Consider the following 16,877-nt stretch of genomic DNA (forward strand, 5'->3'; position numbering starts at 1 on the left):
TGCACACGCACTTAGAGCGGGACAGTCATGTCGGAATAAGACCGACCGTCCACTGCGTCCTCGCTGTGTAATTGCCTGCAAGCATCACAGCCGAAACTGCGACCTCACAGGTCTTTTTCAAAGGAACCTCATCCACCGAAGTGAACGGGGTATCAACTTTTGGCGTTGATTTTTGGCACGCTGTTGAGTTCTCAAGGAACGGACGCTTCCTTTGTACTCACCCTCGCGGGCTTTCCTCCGGGCGCTTCCTTCGTTCTTGTGTCTCCGACTCTATCAGACTCTTTCGTGTCCGATTCCCAGTCAGCGGGTTTCGCTTTCCAGTTCTTCGCTTTCGCGTTTCCCTTTCCGGCGATTCCAACTCTACCAGATCATTTCCGCGCCGCTATCGCGACTGGATTTGAATTGGACGGCCATTGGAGAGCCATTCCCTTTCGGGCGAGCCAGAGTTTATCAGGTTTCCCTGGTCCGGATTCCCACCCGCCCGCGTCGACATGGCCGGACACACGTGTGTGCCGGGGTGTCGTGCGGGGTGGAGACGTAAACGTACTGGAGCGGGGCCCCCGGATGCAAATCCGGTTGCCCCGCTCCAGTGACGTCGCTACGGCGAGGGTCAGACCTCGACGACGACCGGGAGGATCATCGGGCGGCGGCGGTAGCCGTCCGAGACCCACTTGCCCATCGTGCGGCGGATGAGCTGCTGGATCTGGTGCGGCTCGGCGACGCCGTCGGCCGCGGCGCGGGCGATGGCTTCCTCGATCTTCGGCAGGACCGCGTTGAAGGCGGAGTCCTCGATGCCGGAGCCGCGGGCCTGGATGTTCGGGCCGCTGACGACCTTGCCCGTGGTGCTGTCGACCACGACGTAGACCGAGATGATGCCCTCGTCGCCGAGGATCCTGCGGTCCTTGAGCGAGGCTTCGGTGACGTCGCCGACCGAGAGGCCGTCCACGTAGACGTAGCCGGCCTGGACCTTGCCGGAGATCCGCGCCTTGCCGTCGATGAGGTCGACGACGACGCCGTCCTCGGCGATGACGATGCGGTCCTTCGGTACGCCCGTCAGGGCGCCGAGCTCGGCGTTGGCGCGCAGGTGGCGCCATTCGCCGTGGACCGGCATGAGGTTCCGCGGCTTGCAGATGTTGTAGAAGTACAGCAGCTCGCCGGCGGAGGCGTGGCCGGAGACGTGCACCTTGGCGTTGCCCTTGTGCACGACGTTGGCGCCCCAGCGGGTCAGGCCGTTGATCACGCGGTAGACCGCGTTCTCGTTGCCCGGGATGAGGGACGACGCCAGGATGACCGTGTCGCCGGGGACGATCCGGATCTGGTGGTCGCGGTTCGCCATGCGGGACAGGGCCGCCATCGGCTCGCCCTGGGAACCCGTGCAGACCAGGACGACCTCGTGGGGCGGCAGGTCGTCGAGGGTCTTGACGTCCACGACGAGGCCGGCCGGGACCTTCAGGTAGCCCAGGTCACGGGCGATGCCCATGTTGCGGACCATCGAGCGGCCGACGAAGGCGACCCTGCGGCCGTACTCGTGGGCGGCGTCGAGGATCTGCTGGATCCGGTGCACGTGGCTGGCGAAGCTCGCCACGATGATCCGGTTGTTGGCGTTGGCGAAAACCGTGCGCAGGACGTTGGAGATCTCGCGCTCGGGCGGGACGAAGCCCGGGACCTCGGCGTTCGTGGAGTCCGAGAGGAGGAGGTCGATGCCCTCTTCGCTCAGGCGCGCGAAGGCGTGGAGGTCGGTGAGGCGGTTGTCCAGCGGCAGCTGGTCCATCTTGAAGTCGCCGGTGCAGACGACCATGCCCGCGCCGGTGCGGATGGCCACGGCCAGCGCGTCCGGGATGGAGTGGTTGACCGCGATGAACTCGCAGTCGAAGGGGCCCAGGTTCTCGCGCTCGCCCTCCTTCACCTCAAGGGTGTAGGGGCGGATGCGGTGCTCCTGGAGCTTCGCCTCGATGAGGGCCAGCGTCAGCTTGGAGCCGATCAGCGGGATGTCCGGCTTCTCCCGGAGGAGGTAGGGGACGGCGCCGATGTGGTCCTCGTGGCCGTGCGTGAGGACGATGCCCTCGATGTCGTCGAGGCGATCCCGGATGGACGAGAAGTCCGGCAGGATCAGGTCGATGCCCGGCTGCTCCTCTTCGGGGAAGAGGACGCCGCAGTCGACGATCAGCAGACGGCCGTCGAACTCGAAGACGGTCATGTTGCGGCCGATCTCACCGAGACCACCCAGAGGGGTGACCCGGAGGCCGCCCTTGGGGAGCTTCGGCGGCGGACCGAGTTCAGGATGCGGATGGCTCAAAAGGTTCTCCTTCACCACGCCCGCCACGTACCCCTCAGGGACGTGGCGAGCGTGTCATTCGTGCACTTGCTGTTGTCTTGTGTGGTGCCGCTTATTCAGTTGTGAAGTCTGATGTCAGAGCTGTACCCCGCCGGCGGCAAGATCGATCTTGAGCTGCGCCGTCTCTTCGGCGGTCAGCTCGACCAGCGGGAGCCTCAGCGGGCCCGCGGGCAGACCTTGCAGGTTCAGCGCGCCCTTGGTGGTGATCACACCCTGGGTGCGGAACATGCCGGTGAAAACGGGGAGCAGCTTCTGGTGGATCTCGGTGGCCTTCTGGACGTCGCCGCCCAGGTACGCCTCGAGCATCGTGCGGAGCTCGGGGCTGACCACGTGGCCGACCACGGAGACGAAGCCGACCGCGCCGACCGACAGGAGCGGCAGGTTCAGCATGTCGTCGCCCGAGTACCAGGCCAGGCCGCTCTGGGCGATGGCCCAGCTGGCGCGGCCGAGGTCGCCCTTGGCGTCCTTGTTGGCCACGATACGGGGATGCTCGGCCAGCCGGACCAGGGTCTCGGTGTTGATCGGGACACCGCTGCGGCCGGGGATGTCGTAGAGCATGACCGGCAGCTCGGTGGCGTCGGCGATCGCGGTGAAGTGCCGGAAGAGGCCCTCCTGCGGCGGCTTGCTGTAGTACGGGGTGACCGCGAGCAGGCCGTGTGCGCCGGTGCGCTCGGCCTGGCGGGCGAGCTCGAGCGTGTGGCGGGTGTCGTTCGTGCCGATGCCGGCGACCACGTGGGCCCGGTCACCGACCGCTTCGAGTACGGCTCGTACGAGGTCGTTTTTCTCCGCGTCGGTGGTGGTCGGAGACTCACCGGTGGTGCCGTTGATGATCAGGCCGTCGTTGCCTGCGTCCACCAAGTGGACGGCGAGACGCTGCGCGCCGTCGAGGTCAAGTGCGCCATCCGCCGTAAACGGCGTGATCATGGCGGTGAGGACCCGCCCGAAGGGGGTCTGCGGAGTCGAGATCGGAGCCATGGGTAACACGCTACTCGCTGCCACGCTCGCGGTGTCCCCTCGGGGGACGTGATGAGGGTGTTGGAGCCCGGCACTGCCTGCTCGGGGGTTCAAGCAGTGCCGGGTCCGTTTGATCAGCCTAGATGAACTTTACCAAACGCCGCAATACGGACACTTCGGACTTGATCCGCACATCTGTACGGACGGGGCCCGATCCGGCCTTACGGGGCAACGCGGCCGTTGGCGTTGAAGGCCGCGTACGTGAGCGGCATGAGGGCCGCCCAGTGCTGCTCCATCTTCTCGCCGACCATCTCGATCTCCCGCTGCGGGAAGGACGGGACCGCCGCCAGCTCGTGCTGGGTGCGCAGGCCGAGGAAGTGCATGAGCGAGCGCGCGTTGCAGGTGGCGTACATCGAGGAGAAGAGGCCGACCGGCAGGACCGCACGGGCGACCTCGCGGGCCACGCCCGCCGCCAGCATCTCCTGGTAGGCCTCGTAGGCCTGGACGTACGAGTCCTCCATGACCCGGCCCGTCAGCTCCTGCTGGGCCTGGGTGCCTTCGACGAAGACGTACTTGCCGGGACGGCCCTCCTGGACCAGCTTGCGCTCGGCGTCGGGAACGTAGAAGACCGGCTCCAGCTCCCTGTAGCGGCCCGATTCCTCGTTGTAGGACCAGCCCACGCGGTGCCGCATGAACTCGCGGAACACGAAGATCGGGGCGCTGATGAAGAAGGTCATCGAGTTGTGCTCGAAGGGGCTGCCGTGGCGGTCCCGCATCAGGTAGTTGATGAGGCCCTTGGAGCGCTCCGGGTCCTTCTGCAGCTCTTCCAGGGACTGCTCGCCCGCCGTGGAGACGCGGGCCGCCCACAGCACGTCGGAGTCGGCGGCGGAGTGCTTCACCAGCTCCACCGTCACATCGCTGCGGTAGCTGGGTTTCAGATCTGAAGCGGCGGTCTCGCTCACCGGGGGTCCTTCCGAACGGGTCTCACTTGGGGCCGCGACCACTCTACGGCGGTCCGCCGGACGTTCCGCGCAGAGCCGGGCGGCCCGGAGCTGCGGCTGCCCGATCTGACGCAGTGCCATAAAATTTGGTTAATGTCCCGAAATCCGGCACCGATCGGGGCTCTTGTGCGTCCTACGTAGGAGAACGCGCAAGCCATCCCCATCGTGAGGAGACCGCCCCATGTTCCGCCGGCGCGAACCCGTCCCGTTCGCCTTCGTCGCCGAGGCCGACCGATTCCGCAGCAACGTCACTCCGCCGCCGCGCGAGAGTCTGAGCAAGACCCAGCTCGCCGCTCGTAGTCTGGTCGGACTGACCGTGGTGGCAGGGCTCGTCGGTGCGCTGCTCTTCGGCATGCCCGCACTCCAGCCGGTCACCCCGGCGAAGTCGCAGCAGTCGGAGGCGGCCGAGGGGCGGTAGCCTCACGGGCACAGCCCAACCGAACGTGCATGTGAGTGAGGTCCTGCCGTGCCCCTGCCCTTCCTGACGGCCGACGGCGCATTCGACGCGCACGACAGCGGGGAGACGCTCCCCTACGAGGACCCCGACCGCTGGCACCGCCCCTACCGCCCGGGGCCCTGGCGGGTGGCCATCGCCGCGCTGCTGCTCCTGCTGGGATCGTTCATGCTGCTCGCCACGGTGATCATCGCCGCCGCGGGCACCTGGGGCGGCACCCTGGGCGCCCTGCTCGCCTCGCTCGCCGTGATCGGCTCCGCCCTGCGGCTGCTGCGCACGGGGGTCTGGGTCAGCCCCAAGGGGCTGCGCCGGGTGGGGTTCTTCGCGACCCGCTCGGTGCCGTGGAGCCAGGTCGGCGAAGTGCGCACGGTGCAGCAGCCCGTGCGGTGGCTGGGACTGCCGAGGACCGTCCAGGGCCAGGCCCTGACGGCGGCCCCGCGCGGTGGCGCGCCGCTGCCGGTGCTGCTTACCGACCACAGCGCCGACTTCCTGTCGCGCACCGAGGCCTTCGACCGGGCCGCCGGCTCGGTCGAGGCCTGGGCCGAGGAGTACCGAACGGCCGTACCCGCCTGAGCGGCGCCGGCCCGCGCGGCAGTGCCCGTACACAGGACTGTGCCCGTACAGGATTCGTTCCCGTACGGGCACAGTCGTGTTTTCACGGGCACCGCCCTATGAGCGCTGCCGTCCGTCGTGCAGGGCGATGGCCCGCTGCATGGCCTGGCGGGCCCGCGGGGTGTCGCGGGCGTCGCGGTAGGCCACGGCGAGGCGGAACCAGTTGCGCCAGTCCCCCGGCGCGTCCTCGGTCTCGGCCCTGCGGCGGGCGAAGACCTCGTCGGCCGAGTCCCGCTTGATCCGGCCGTACGTGTCCCGTTCCAGCTCGTCCACGGGGAGTCCGCCCTCGGCCTCCAGCTCGGTCGCGAGCCGGTTGGCCTTGGTGACGAACTGGGTGTTCTTCCAGAGGAACCAGACGCCGATGACCGGCAGGATCAGCACCGCCAGCCCGAAGGTGACGGTGAGCCAGGTCCCGTGCCGGATCAGCATCAGGCCCCGGCTGCCGGCCAGGACGAAGTACACGACCAGGACGGCGGCCGTGATGAAGTAAGCGATCTTCGCGCGCATGGTTCCGCTGTCTGCTCTGCTCGTCAGCCGAGTTCGAGGAAGTTTTCCAGGCCGAACGTGAGGCCCGGGGTCTGCGTCACGCGGCGCGCGCCGAGCAGGATGCCCGGCATGAAGCTGCTGTGGTGCAGGGAGTCGTGACGGATGGTCAGGGTCTCGCCCTCGCCGCCCAGGAGGACCTCCTGGTGGGCCAGCAGGCCCCGGAGCCGGATCGCGTGCACCGGGACGCCGTCGACGTCCGCGCCGCGCGCGCCGTCGAGGGCGGTGGCGGTGGCGTCGGGCTGCGCGCCGAGGCCGGCCTCGGCGCGGGCGGCCGCGATGAGCTGCGCCGTACGGGTCGCCGTGCCGGAGGGGGCGTCGACCTTGTTCGGGTGGTGCAGCTCGACGACCTCGACGGATTCGAAGTACCGGGCGGCCTGGGCGGCGAACTTCATCGTGAGGACGGCGCCGATGGAGAAGTTCGGTGCGATGAGCACACCGGTCGTCGGCGAACCGGCGAGCCAGGTGTTCAGCTGGGCGAGGCGGTCCTCGGTCCAGCCGGTGGTGCCGACCACTCCGTGGATGCCGTGGCGGATGAGGAAGTCGAGGTTCCCCATCACCGAGGCGGGGGTGGTCAGCTCGACGGCGACCTGGGCGCCGGCCTCGGCCAGCGTCTCCAGTTTGTCCCCGCGGCCGAGGGCGGCCACCAGCTCCATGTCTTCGGCGGCCTCGACGGCCTTGACCGCTTCGGAACCGATGCGCCCCTGGGCGCCGAGGACTGCCACGCGCAGCTTGCTCATGATTACTACGTCCCTCGATGAAATGCGGACTCGCGTCCTGATGGAACTCTGCCGGTGGAACTAGGCGACGGCCTCGTCGAGACGGGCCGCCTGCTTCTCCTTCAGCGGGCCGATCACCGCGAGCGACGGACGCTGGGCCAGTACGTCCCGGGCGACCGACCGCACGTCGTCCGGGGTGACCGCCGCGATCCGGGCCAGCATGTCGTCGACCGACATCTGGTCGCCCCAGCACAGCTCGCTCTTGCCGATGCGGTTCATGATCGCACCGGTGTCCTCCAGGCCGAGGACGGTGGAGCCGGACAGCTGGCCGATGGCCCGCCGGATCTCCTCGTCGGTGAGCCCGTCGGCGGCGACCTTGTCGAGCTCGTCCCGGCAGATCCGCAGTACGTCGTGGACCTGGCTGGGGCGGCAGCCCGCGTAGACGCCGAAGAGGCCGGTGTCGGCGAAGCCCGAGGTGTACGAGTACACGCTGTAGGCCAGGCCGCGCTTCTCGCGGACCTCCTGGAAGAGGCGGGAGGACATGCCTCCGCCGAGTGCGGTGTTCAGCACGCCCAGCGCCCAGCGGCGCTCGTCGGTGCGGGCCAGGCCCGGCATGCCGAGGACCACGTGGGCCTGCTCCGTCTTGCGGTTGACCAGCTCGACGCGGCCGGAGGTGCGGATCCGCTTGGTGCCGGAGCGCGGGCCGATCGGCTCGGCGTCGGTCCGGGTCAGGGATCCGGCCTTCTCGAAGGCCGCGCGGACCTGCCGTACGACCTTGTTGTGGTCCACGTTGCCCGCGGCGGCCACGACCAGGTGGGTGGGGTCGTAGTGCTTCTTGTAGAAGCGGCGGATCCGGTCGGCCGTGAGCGCGTTGATCGTGTCGACGCTGCCGAGGACGGGGCGCCCGAGCGGGGTGTCCCCGTACATCGTCTGGGCGAACAGGTCGTGGACCATGTCGCCCGGGTCGTCCTCGGTCATCGCGATCTCTTCGAGGATGACGCCGCGCTCGGCGTCGACATCGGATTCGAGGATCAGCGAGCCGGTGAGCATGTCGCACACGATGTCGATGGCCAGCGGCAGGTCTGTGTCGAGCACCCGCGCGTAATAGCAGGTGTACTCCTTCGCCGTGAAGGCGTTCATCTCGCCGCCGACCGCGTCGATCGCGGAGGAGATGTCGAGGGCGCTGCGCTTCTCGGTGCCCTTGAAGAGGAGGTGCTCCAGGTAGTGCGTGGCGCCGTTCAGCGAAGGCGTCTCGTCCCGGGAGCCGACGTGGGCCCAGATGCCGAAGGTGGCGGACCGGACGGACGGCAGGGTTTCCGTGACGACGCGCAGTCCGCCGGGGAGGACGGTGCGCCGGACGGTGCCGATGCCGTTGGTGCCCTTGAGCACTGTTTGGGTACGGGCGACGGCCCGCCCCTCGGAGGAGGGGCGGGCCGTCACACGGGAACTACGCGACGTCACTTGTCGGAGTCGTCCTTGTCGGCGTCGTCGCCGGCGGCTTCGCCGTCGATCACGGGGACCAGGGAGAGCTTGCCGCGGGAGTCGATCTCGGCGATCTCGACCTGCACCTTGGTGCCGACCGCGAGCACGTCCTCGACGTTCTCCACGCGCTTGCCACCGGCGAGCTTGCGGATCTGCGAGATGTGCAGCAGGCCGTCCTTGCCGGGCATGAGGGAGACGAAGGCACCGAAGGTGGTGGTCTTGACGACCGTACCCAGGTAGCGCTCGCCGACCTCCGGCATGGTCGGGTTGGCGATCTGGTTGATCGTGGCGCGGGCGGCCTCGGCGGCCGGGCCGTCGGAGGCACCGATGTAGATGGTGCCGTCGTCCTCGATCGTGATCTCGGCGCCGGTGTCCTCCTGGATCTGGTTGATCATCTTGCCCTTGGGGCCGATGACCTCACCGATCTTGTCCACCGGGATCTTGACGGTGATGATCCGGGGGGCGAAGGGGGACATCTCGTCCGGCGTGTCGATCGCTTCCATCATCACGTCGAGGATGTGGAGGCGGGCGTCGCGGGCCTGCTTGAGGGCGGCGGCCAGAACGGAGGCCGGGATGCCGTCGAGCTTGGTGTCCAGCTGGAGCGCGGTGACGAACTCCTTGGTGCCGGCGACCTTGAAGTCCATGTCGCCGAAGGCGTCCTCCGCACCGAGGATGTCGGTGAGGGCGACGTAGTGGGTCTTGCCGTCGATCTCCTGGGAGATCAGACCCATGGCGATGCCGGCGACGGGGGCCTTGAGGGGCACACCGGCGTTCAGCAGCGACATGGTGGAGGCGCAGACCGAGCCCATGGACGTCGAGCCGTTGGAGCCGAGAGCCTCGGACACCTGGCGGATCGCGTAGGGGAACTCCTCGCGCGTCGGCAGGACCGGCACGATCGCGCGCTCGGCGAGCGCGCCGTGGCCGATCTCGCGGCGCTTCGGCGAACCGACGCGGCCGGTCTCGCCGACCGAGTACGGCGGGAAGTTGTAGTTGTGCATGTAGCGCTTGCGGGTCACCGGGGAGAGGGTGTCCAGCTGCTGCTCCATGCGGAGCATGTTCAGGGTGGTGACGCCCAGGATCTGGGTCTCGCCACGCTCGAACAGCGCCGAACCGTGCACGCGCGGGATGGCCTCGACCTCGGCGGCGAGGGTACGGATGTCCGTGATCCCGCGGCCGTCGATGCGGACCTTGTCCTTGATGACGCGCTCGCGGACCAGGGCCTTGGTCAGGCTGCGGTACGCGGCGGAGATCTCCTTCTCGCGGCCTTCGAAGGCCGGGAGGAGCTTCTCGGCGGCGATCTCCTTGACGCGGTCCAGCTCGGCCTCGCGGTCCTGCTTGCCCGCGATGGTCAGCGCCTGGGAGAGCTCGCCCTTGACGGCGGCCGCGAGGGCCTCGTACACGTCGTCCTGGTAGTCCAGGAAGACCGGGAACTCGCCCTCGGGCTTGGCGGCCTTGGCGGCCAGGTCGGCCTGGGCCTTGCACAGGGCCTTGATGAACGGCTTCGCGGCTTCGAGGCCCGCGGCCACGACCTCTTCGGTCGGCGCCTCGGCGCCGCCCTTGACGAGGGCGATGGTCTTCTCAGTGGCCTCGGCCTCGACCATCATGATCGCGACGTCGCCGTCTTCGAGCGCACGGCCCGCGACGACCATGTCGAAGACGGCGTCCTCGAGCTCGGTGTGCGTCGGGAAGGCGACCCACTGGCCGCGGATCAGCGCGACGCGGACGCCGCCGATCGGGCCGGAGAAGGGCAGGCCGGCCAGCTGGGTGGACGCGGACGCGGCGTTGATCGCGATGACGTCGTACAGGTGGTCCGGGTTGAGCGCCATGATCGTGGCGACGACCTGGATCTCGTTGCGCAGGCCCTTCTTGAAGGACGGGCGCAGCGGGCGGTCGATCAGGCGGCAGGTGAGGATCGCGTCCTCGGAGGGGCGGCCCTCGCGGCGGAAGAAGGAGCCGGGGATCTTGCCGGCCGCGTACTGCCGCTCCTCGACGTCCACCGTCAGGGGGAAGAAGTCGAGCTGGTCCTTGGGCTTCTTCGACGCGGTGGTGGCGGAAAGCACCATCGTGTCGTCGTCCAGGTAGGCAACGGCGGAGCCGGCGGCCTGGCGGGCCAGACGGCCCGTCTCGAAGCGGATGGTGCGGGTGCCGAAGGAACCGTTGTCAATGACGGCCTCGGCGTAGTGGGTCTCGTTCTCCACTAGCGTTTTCTCCATTTTCGTCGTCTCCGTCCGCCACCCGTGTGGTGGCCGACGGTTGCGGAGAAGCGCTCCTGGCGTGCGGGCCGGTCTTCGATCGAAGCATCCGGGCTCAAGCCCCTGGGGCTTTCCGGATGCCACTACCGAGGACCGGCGGCGTAGGGAGGGCGCTCCTCCTCTTCAGTTGTGCGCGTCTGGGGACGTCACGCTTTCCAGACTACAAAGCGTCCGTCCGCGGCGCGCACGTACAGCAAAGGGAGCGGCCCCCTCAGCGCGGGTGCCGCTCCCTCCACAGCGTTCTTACTTGGCGCCGGCCGCACCGCGGCGGATGCCGAGGCGCTCGACCAGAACGCGGAAGCGCTGGATGTCCTTCTTGGCCAGGTACTGCAGCAGGCGGCGACGCTGGCCGACCAGGATCAGCAGACCACGACGGGAGTGGTGGTCGTGCTTGTGGGACTTCAGGTGCTCGGTCAGGTCCGAGATGCGGCGGGACAGCATGGCGACCTGGACCTCGGGGGAGCCGGTGTCGCCCTCCTTGGCACCAAACTCTGCGATGAGCTGCTTCTTTACTGCGGCGTCGAGCGGCACGCGTACTCCTCGTAATAGGTCTTCGTTGCCACCGAGTGCCCCAGGTCGAATTCTCTGGGGATCTTCCGTGACTCGGGAGGCGGGGTCCGCTGAGCGCAGCCTCCAGAGGGATCCGGGGGCGCGTACACAAACGGCCGTCACACAGCGTACCAGGCTGCCGCTCCGCCCCGTCTCAGCTGGTGAGAGACCGGACCCGGGCGTAGACGTCGAGCACGGCCAGGGTCAGCGGGACCAGGCTGAGCAGGACCGCCGCCTCGGTGAGGTCGAGCAGCCGCCCCCAGAAGGGTGACAGACCCTTGCGGGGAATGACCAGCGCAATTCCGGCGAGGAGGGCCGCGCCGGCGGTCACGGCCGCGGAGAGCCAGATCGTACGGAGTTCCAGGCCGCTGTGGTCTCCGTACAGCGCGAGCGCCTTCAGCAGGGCCTGCGGCGGGTGCATCGCGAGGCCCAGGACGAGCAGGCCGATGGCGGCGAAGCCGGCCACGAGGGTGCAGGCGACCTGGGAGGTGTAGCGGAAGAGGCGGGCGCGCAGCAGCATGGCCAGCCCGGTGGTCAGGGCCAGGAGCCGGGCCCAGGTGTTGTCGGAGAAGCCGAGGACGGCGGCGGAGCCCACGGCGACCGCGGAGCAGCCGCCGACGAGGCCGAGGAGCATCTCGTGGCCCCGGCGGGCCTGGGCGGCGATGGCCTCGGCGTCGAGGGGGGCCCCGGAGTCGTGCTGGTCGGGGCCGGTGCGCTCACCGTGGGGCTCGGTCTCGTAGCGGTCCGGGGTCTCGTACTCGGCCACGGCGCTCTGCGGGGCCGCGTAGCCGATGGGGAGCCGGGCGAAGCGGGCGGAGAGGCCGGGGAGGAAGGCGACGAGGCCGACGGCCACGGGGGCGCAGACGGCCGCGGCGGAGGTCGCGCCGGCGTCGGCGGTGATGGCGGCGAAGGTGGCCAGGGTCCCGGTGGCGGCGAGGAAGGTGGCCGCGACGAAGGGGGCGTCGCCGTCGGGGGTGAGCGCGACGAGGGCGACGGAGGCGACGAGCACGCACACGCAGCCGAGGAGGAACTGGAGCCGGCCGGGTCCCTGGCCGGCGGCGGGGGCGATGATGCCGACCCCGGCGATCAGCAGGTGGGGGACGGCCGCGAGGCCCAGCGCGACGGCGGAGCCGCGGTCCCGGTAGACCCGGGCCCGGACTCCGGCGGCCGCGGTCAGGAGCACGCCGACGGAGCCGGCGATGATGCCGGGCAGCCCGTGCATGTCGTGGCGGGCCGGCTCGGCGTACCAGAGGACGAAGCCGAGGAGCACGAAGAGCAGGGCGGCGCCGGCCAGGCCCGCGCCGCGCAGCATGTCGTCGCTCCAGCGGTGGCGATCGCGGACCACGGCGGAGGCGACGGCGTCGGAGACGTCGTCGAAGACGGCGGGCGGCAGGGACTCGGCGAAGGGGCGCAGGCTGAGCACCTCACCGTCGAGGACCTGCTGGGCCGCGAGGGTGCGGGCGCCGTCGAGGACGGTGCCGGAGCGCAGGACCAGGTGGAAGCCGGTGGGGGCGCCGACGGGCTGGGTCTGGCCGGTGAGGCGCAGCAGCTCGGGGTAGATGTCGGCGACGGCGATGTCCTCGGGGAGGGCTACGTCGATGCGGCTGTCGGGGGCCACGACGGTGACCCTGCGGAAGCCGGTCGCCTCGGCGGTGTTCACCTGGTGTCCCCCGGTTGCTGTGTGCGTCGGTGTCTGGTGGTGCCTGCTGCTGGTGCCTGCCGGTGTTGCATCGGCGTGGCGTTGCGTCGGCGTGCACCGGTGCGCGGCCGATTCGCGGATGCGCATGCTGCGCGCGCCACCCTACCGGGAGTGCGGATGACTGTCGGCAAGTAGGATCACCTCTCTGCGGAGGAGACCCCCTTCGCGCCCGGGACTTGAGGGCGCCGGTTGCGACGTCCCGTCTGTTTTCAAGGGATTGATGCTCCGGTGAGCCAGATCGTCGTCAAACGTCCGCCCCGGTCCCTGCCGCCCGAAGTTCCTTCGGACGAACTGCGGCTGGAGTCTCCGCCGGAGCTTCCGCGGGGGCAGCAGGAGGGCGTGCTGATGCAGCTCCTCCCGATGCTCGGGATGGGCTCGTCCGCCGTCTTCTTCTTCATGCCGGGCGCCGCTCCCGTGATGCGCATCATGGGCGTGCTGATGATGGTGTCGACGGTGGGCATGCTCGTCGCCCAGCTGGTGCGCCACCGGCGCGGTACGCAAGGGCAAATGGCCGATACGCGGCGGGACTACCTCAAATACCTGGCGCAGACCCGTCGTCAGGTCCGCAGGACCGCGCGGGCGCAGCGCGACGCGCAGTTGTATCTGCACCCGTCGCCCGAGCAGTTGTGGTCGGTGGTGGCCGAGGGTTCGCGCTTGTGGGAGCGGCGGGTCGGCGACGCGGACTTCGGGCAGGTGCGGCTGGGGCTGGGCGCGCAGCGCCTCGCGACCCCGCTGGTGGCGCCGGACACGGCTCCGGTGGACGAGCTGGAGCCGCTGACGGCGGGCGCGATGCAGCGTTTCCTGAAGGTGCACTCCTCGCTGGACGGGCTGCCGGTGGCGGTGTCGCTGCGGGCCTTCTACCACGTGACGGTGTCCGGGGAGCCGGAGTCGGCGCGGGGTACCGCGCGGGCGCTGGTGGCGCAGCTGGCGACGCTGCACTCCCCCGAGGACCTGGTGGTGGCGGTGGTGGCCGCGCCGGGCTCGGTTCCGGAGTGGGACTGGGTGAAGTGGCTGCCGCACACCCAGCTGCCGGGCCAGATCGACGGGGCCGGTACGAAGCGGCTGTTCTGCGACGACCTGGTGGAGCTGGAGGGGCTGCTGGGCTCCCGGCTGGAGGGGCGGCCCCGGTTCAGCCGGGAGGCGTCCCCGGTGATGGACCAGCCCCACGTGATCCTCGTACTGGACTCCGGTTCCCGGGGCGGTCTGGTGCCGCCGGACTCGGTGTTCGCGGCGGCCGAGGGGTTGCAGGGCGTCACCGTGGTCGAGGTGGTGGCGGGCGATCTGGACGAGGCGCGCGGCGGCCTGTCGGTCGTGGTGCGGCCGGGCCGGCTGCGGCTGGAGTCGGGCGCGGGCGTGGCCTACGAGGGTGTGCCCGACGTCCTGTCGCTGCCGGCGGCCGAGGCGCTGGCCCGGCAGCTGGCGCCGCTGCGCACGGGCGGCGGGGACGACGACGAACCGCTGCTGGCCAATCTGGACTTCACGGACCTGCTGAACCTGGGCGACGCCGCGGCCGTGGACGTGGCCCGGACCTGGCGGCCGCGTTCGGCCGGTGAGCGGCTGCGCGTGCCGATCGGGGTCGGCGAGGACGGCTCCCCGGTGATGCTGGACCTGAAGGAGGCCGCGCAGGAGGGCATGGGCCCGCACGGGCTGTGCGTGGGCGCGACCGGTTCGGGCAAGTCGGAGCTGCTGCGCACCCTGGTGCTGGGGCTGGCGGTCACGCACACCTCGGAGACGCTGAACTTCGTACTGGCGGACTTCAAGGGTGGTGCGACCTTCACCGGGATGGGGCAGATGCCGCACGTCGCGGCGGTCATCACCAACCTGGCGGACGACCTCACGCTCGTGGACCGCATGGGCGATTCGATCCGCGGCGAACTGCAGCGCCGCCAGGAGCTGCTGCGCTCGGCGGGCAACTACGCGAACATCCACGACTACGAGAAGGCCCGTGCGGCCGGCGCCCCCCTGGAGCCGCTGGCCTCGCTGGTGCTGGTCATCGACGAGTTCTCCGAACTGCTGACGGCCAAGCCGGACTTCATCGACATGTTCATCCAGATCGGCCGCATCGGCCGGTCGCTGGGCGTGCACCTGCTGCTGGCCTCGCAGCGGCTGGAGGAGGGCAAGCTGCGCGGTCTGGACACGTACCTGTCGTACCGGATCGGTCTGCGGACCTTCTCGGCGGCGGAGTCGCGGACCGCGATCGGGGTGCCGGACGCCTATCACCTGCCGTCGGTGCCCGGTTCGGGCTATCTGAAGTTCGGTACGGACGAGATGACGCGCTTCAAGGCGGCGTACGTCTCGGGCACCTACCGGGTGGGCGGGCCCGACCTGTCGGTCGGGATGTTCCCGGTGGAGCGGCGCCCGGTGCTGTTCACGGCGGCTCCGGTGCCGGTGGTGTACGCGGCCCCGGACCCGGCGTACCTGACGGCGCGGGCGGAGGAGGCCGCGCGGGGCGGGCAGGACGACGCGCTGGCGGACACGGTGCTGGACGTGATCGTGGGACGGCTGGAGGGGCAGGGGGTGCCGGCGCACCAGGTGTGGCTGCCGCCGCTCGACCAGGCTCCGCCGCTGGACCAGCTGCTGCCGGCGCTGGCGCCTTCGGCGGAGCGCGGGCTGCACGCGGAGGGGTACACCAGGCCGGGCGGGCTCGTCGTACCGCTCGGGCTCATCGACAAGCCGTTCGAGCAGCGGCGCGAGGTGCTGTACCGGGACTTCTCGGGTGCGGCGGGCCACATGATGGTGGTGGGCGGTCCGCAGTCGGGCAAGTCCACGCTGATGCGGACGCTGATCACCTCGTTCGCGCTGACGCACACCCCGCGCGAGGTGCAGTTCTACGGGCTGGACTTCGGCGGTGGCGGCCTGTCCTCCGTCGCGGACCTGCCGCACGTGGGCGGGATCGCCTCCCGGCTGGACCCGGAGCGGGTGCGGCGCACGGTCGCCGAGGTCAGCGGCGTGCTGCGGCGGCGCGAGGAGTTCTTCCGTGCGAACGGCATCGACTCCATCGGCACCTACCGGCGCCGGCGGGCGGCGGGCGAGCTGCCCGGCGAGGCCTGGGGCGACGTCTTCCTGGTGATCGACGGCTGGGGCGGCTTCCGCAATGAGTACGAGGCCCTGGACCAGATCGTCACGGACATCGCGGCCCGGGGTCTGGGATACGGCATCCACGTCGTGATCACGGTCTCGCGGTACATGGAGGTCCGGGCCGCGCTGAAGGACCAGATGCTCAGCCGGCTGGAGCTGCGCCTCGGTGACGTCATGGACTCGGAGTTCGACCGCAAGGTCGCGGCGAACGTCCCGACGGGGATGCCGGGCCGCGGCCAGGTCGCGGAGAAGCTGCACTTCCTGAGCGCGCTGCCGCGGATCGACGGCTCGCACTCGGCGGAGGACCTCTCGGAGGCCACGGCCGCCTTCGTGGCGGCCGTCAAGCAGAACTGGGCGGGCCAGGCGGCCCCCGGCGTACGGCTGCTGCCGCGGCTGCTCCACGCCGACCAGCTGCCCAAGGGCGGGGAGTACCCGGAGCGCGGGATCGCGATCGGCATCGACGAGACCGAGCTGGAGCCGGTGTTCGTCGACTTCGAGACCGACCCGTTCCTGCTCGTGTTCGGCGAGAGCGAGTCGGGCAAGACGAACCTGCTGCGGCTCATCGCCCAGCGGATCTCTGAGCGCTACAGCCCGGACCGGGCCCGGCTCGTGGTCGGCGACTACCGGCGCAGCCTGCTCGGGGCACTGCCGGAGTCGCACATGCTGGAGTACGCGCCGATGGCGAGCTCCCTCCAGATGCACATGGAGGCGCTGGGCGGGGTGTTCGCCCGGCGCCAGCCCCCGCAGGACGTCACCCCGCAGCAGCTCCGCGACCGGAGCTGGTGGACGGGCCCGGACGTGTTCATCATCATCGACGACTTCGACCTGGTGGCCACGAGCCAGGGCAACCCGCTGGCCCCGCTGGTGGAGTTCCTGCCGTTCGCCCGGGACACGGGCGTCCGCTTCATCATCGCGCGCAGCTCGGCGGGCGCCTCGCGCGCGCTGTACGAGCCGTTCATGCAGCGGATCAAGGAGCTGGGCGCGCAGGGCGTGGTGCTGTCCGGAGATCCCTCCGAGGGCGACCTGGTCGGCAATGCCCGGCCGCGTCCGATGCCGCCGGGCCGGGCCTCGTTCGTCTCGCGCAAGCGCGGGACCTCGCTGGTCCAGCTCGGACGGACGCAGGGGATGTAGCTTCCGTCAAAGCCTCCCGCGCGCGGCGGACGGGCGCTGATAATCGGCAGGGACCGCACCACCGAAGG

General features: G+C 70.0%; 12 protein-coding genes. 3 read left to right on the forward strand and 9 right to left on the reverse strand.

From position 1 onward, the window contains the following. Positions 1-610: 610 nt before the first annotated feature. The 3 genes from ACFXDJ_RS11140 to thyX all read right to left on the reverse strand — a co-directional run bounded on the left by ACFXDJ_RS11140 (position 611) and on the right by thyX (position 4,251). Positions 611-2,296, reverse strand: coding sequence for a ribonuclease J (locus ACFXDJ_RS11140; protein ID WP_384652784.1), 1,686 nt, complete (start codon positions 2,294-2,296; stop codon positions 611-613). Positions 2,297-2,410: 114 nt separating this feature from the next. Then, the gene (gene dapA / locus ACFXDJ_RS11145) at positions 2,411-3,310 is read right to left on the reverse strand and encodes a 4-hydroxy-tetrahydrodipicolinate synthase (protein ID WP_371618185.1); all 900 of its coding nucleotides are present in this window, start codon (positions 3,308-3,310) and stop codon (positions 2,411-2,413) included. Between the two features lie 200 nt (positions 3,311-3,510). After that, the gene (gene thyX / locus ACFXDJ_RS11150) at positions 3,511-4,251 is read right to left on the reverse strand and encodes an FAD-dependent thymidylate synthase (RefSeq protein WP_384652786.1); all 741 of its coding nucleotides are present in this window, start codon (positions 4,249-4,251) and stop codon (positions 3,511-3,513) included. A 220-nt stretch (positions 4,252-4,471) separates the two neighbouring features. Between thyX and ACFXDJ_RS11155 the strand changes: the two genes are divergently transcribed. Both ACFXDJ_RS11155 and ACFXDJ_RS11160 read left to right on the forward strand, forming a co-directional pair. Further along, complete coding sequence (locus ACFXDJ_RS11155) at positions 4,472-4,708, forward strand: hypothetical protein (protein WP_384652788.1); 237 nt, start codon at positions 4,472-4,474, stop codon at positions 4,706-4,708. 48 nt (positions 4,709-4,756) lie between these two features. Then, entirely contained in the window at positions 4,757-5,317 is a 561-nt protein-coding gene (locus ACFXDJ_RS11160; protein WP_384652790.1) for a PH domain-containing protein, read from the forward strand. A 96-nt stretch (positions 5,318-5,413) separates the two neighbouring features. On the opposite strand, the gene ACFXDJ_RS11165 is transcribed toward ACFXDJ_RS11160, so the two are convergent. From ACFXDJ_RS11165 to eccD, 6 genes are all read right to left on the reverse strand, one after another. Further along, on the reverse strand, positions 5,414-5,863 hold the full coding sequence (locus tag ACFXDJ_RS11165; RefSeq protein ID WP_384652792.1) for a hypothetical protein: 450 nt from the start codon (positions 5,861-5,863) through the stop codon (positions 5,414-5,416). A gap of 23 nt (positions 5,864-5,886) precedes the next feature. After that, positions 5,887-6,639, reverse strand: a complete 753-nt coding sequence (dapB, locus tag ACFXDJ_RS11170) for a 4-hydroxy-tetrahydrodipicolinate reductase (RefSeq protein WP_384652794.1) — start codon at positions 6,637-6,639, stop codon at positions 5,887-5,889. A gap of 60 nt (positions 6,640-6,699) precedes the next feature. Then, positions 6,700-8,079, reverse strand: coding sequence for a M16 family metallopeptidase (locus tag ACFXDJ_RS11175; protein WP_384652797.1), 1,380 nt, complete (start codon positions 8,077-8,079; stop codon positions 6,700-6,702). Continuing rightward, positions 8,076-10,298 carry a polyribonucleotide nucleotidyltransferase gene (locus ACFXDJ_RS11180; RefSeq protein WP_384652822.1) on the reverse strand — a complete coding sequence of 741 codons (2,223 nt, stop codon included), beginning with the start codon at positions 10,296-10,298 and terminating at the stop codon, positions 8,076-8,078. Before ACFXDJ_RS11180 ends, ACFXDJ_RS11175 begins: the two co-directional genes overlap by 4 nt. Before the next feature lie 297 nt (positions 10,299-10,595). Next, on the reverse strand, positions 10,596-10,883 hold the full coding sequence (rpsO, locus tag ACFXDJ_RS11185; RefSeq protein ID WP_384652798.1) for a 30S ribosomal protein S15: 288 nt from the start codon (positions 10,881-10,883) through the stop codon (positions 10,596-10,598). Between the two features lie 172 nt (positions 10,884-11,055). Continuing rightward, on the reverse strand, positions 11,056-12,561 hold the full coding sequence (gene eccD / locus ACFXDJ_RS11190; protein WP_384652800.1) for a type VII secretion integral membrane protein EccD: 1,506 nt from the start codon (positions 12,559-12,561) through the stop codon (positions 11,056-11,058). A 267-nt stretch (positions 12,562-12,828) separates the two neighbouring features. Between eccD and eccCa the strand changes: the two genes are divergently transcribed. Continuing rightward, positions 12,829-16,809, forward strand: a complete 3,981-nt coding sequence (eccCa, locus tag ACFXDJ_RS11195; RefSeq protein WP_384652802.1) for a type VII secretion protein EccCa — start codon at positions 12,829-12,831, stop codon at positions 16,807-16,809. Positions 16,810-16,877: the final 68 nt, after the last annotated feature.

The organism is Streptomyces sp. NPDC059443 (genome assembly GCF_042750105.1).
Taxonomy (GTDB): domain Bacteria; phylum Actinomycetota; class Actinomycetes; order Streptomycetales; family Streptomycetaceae; genus Streptomyces.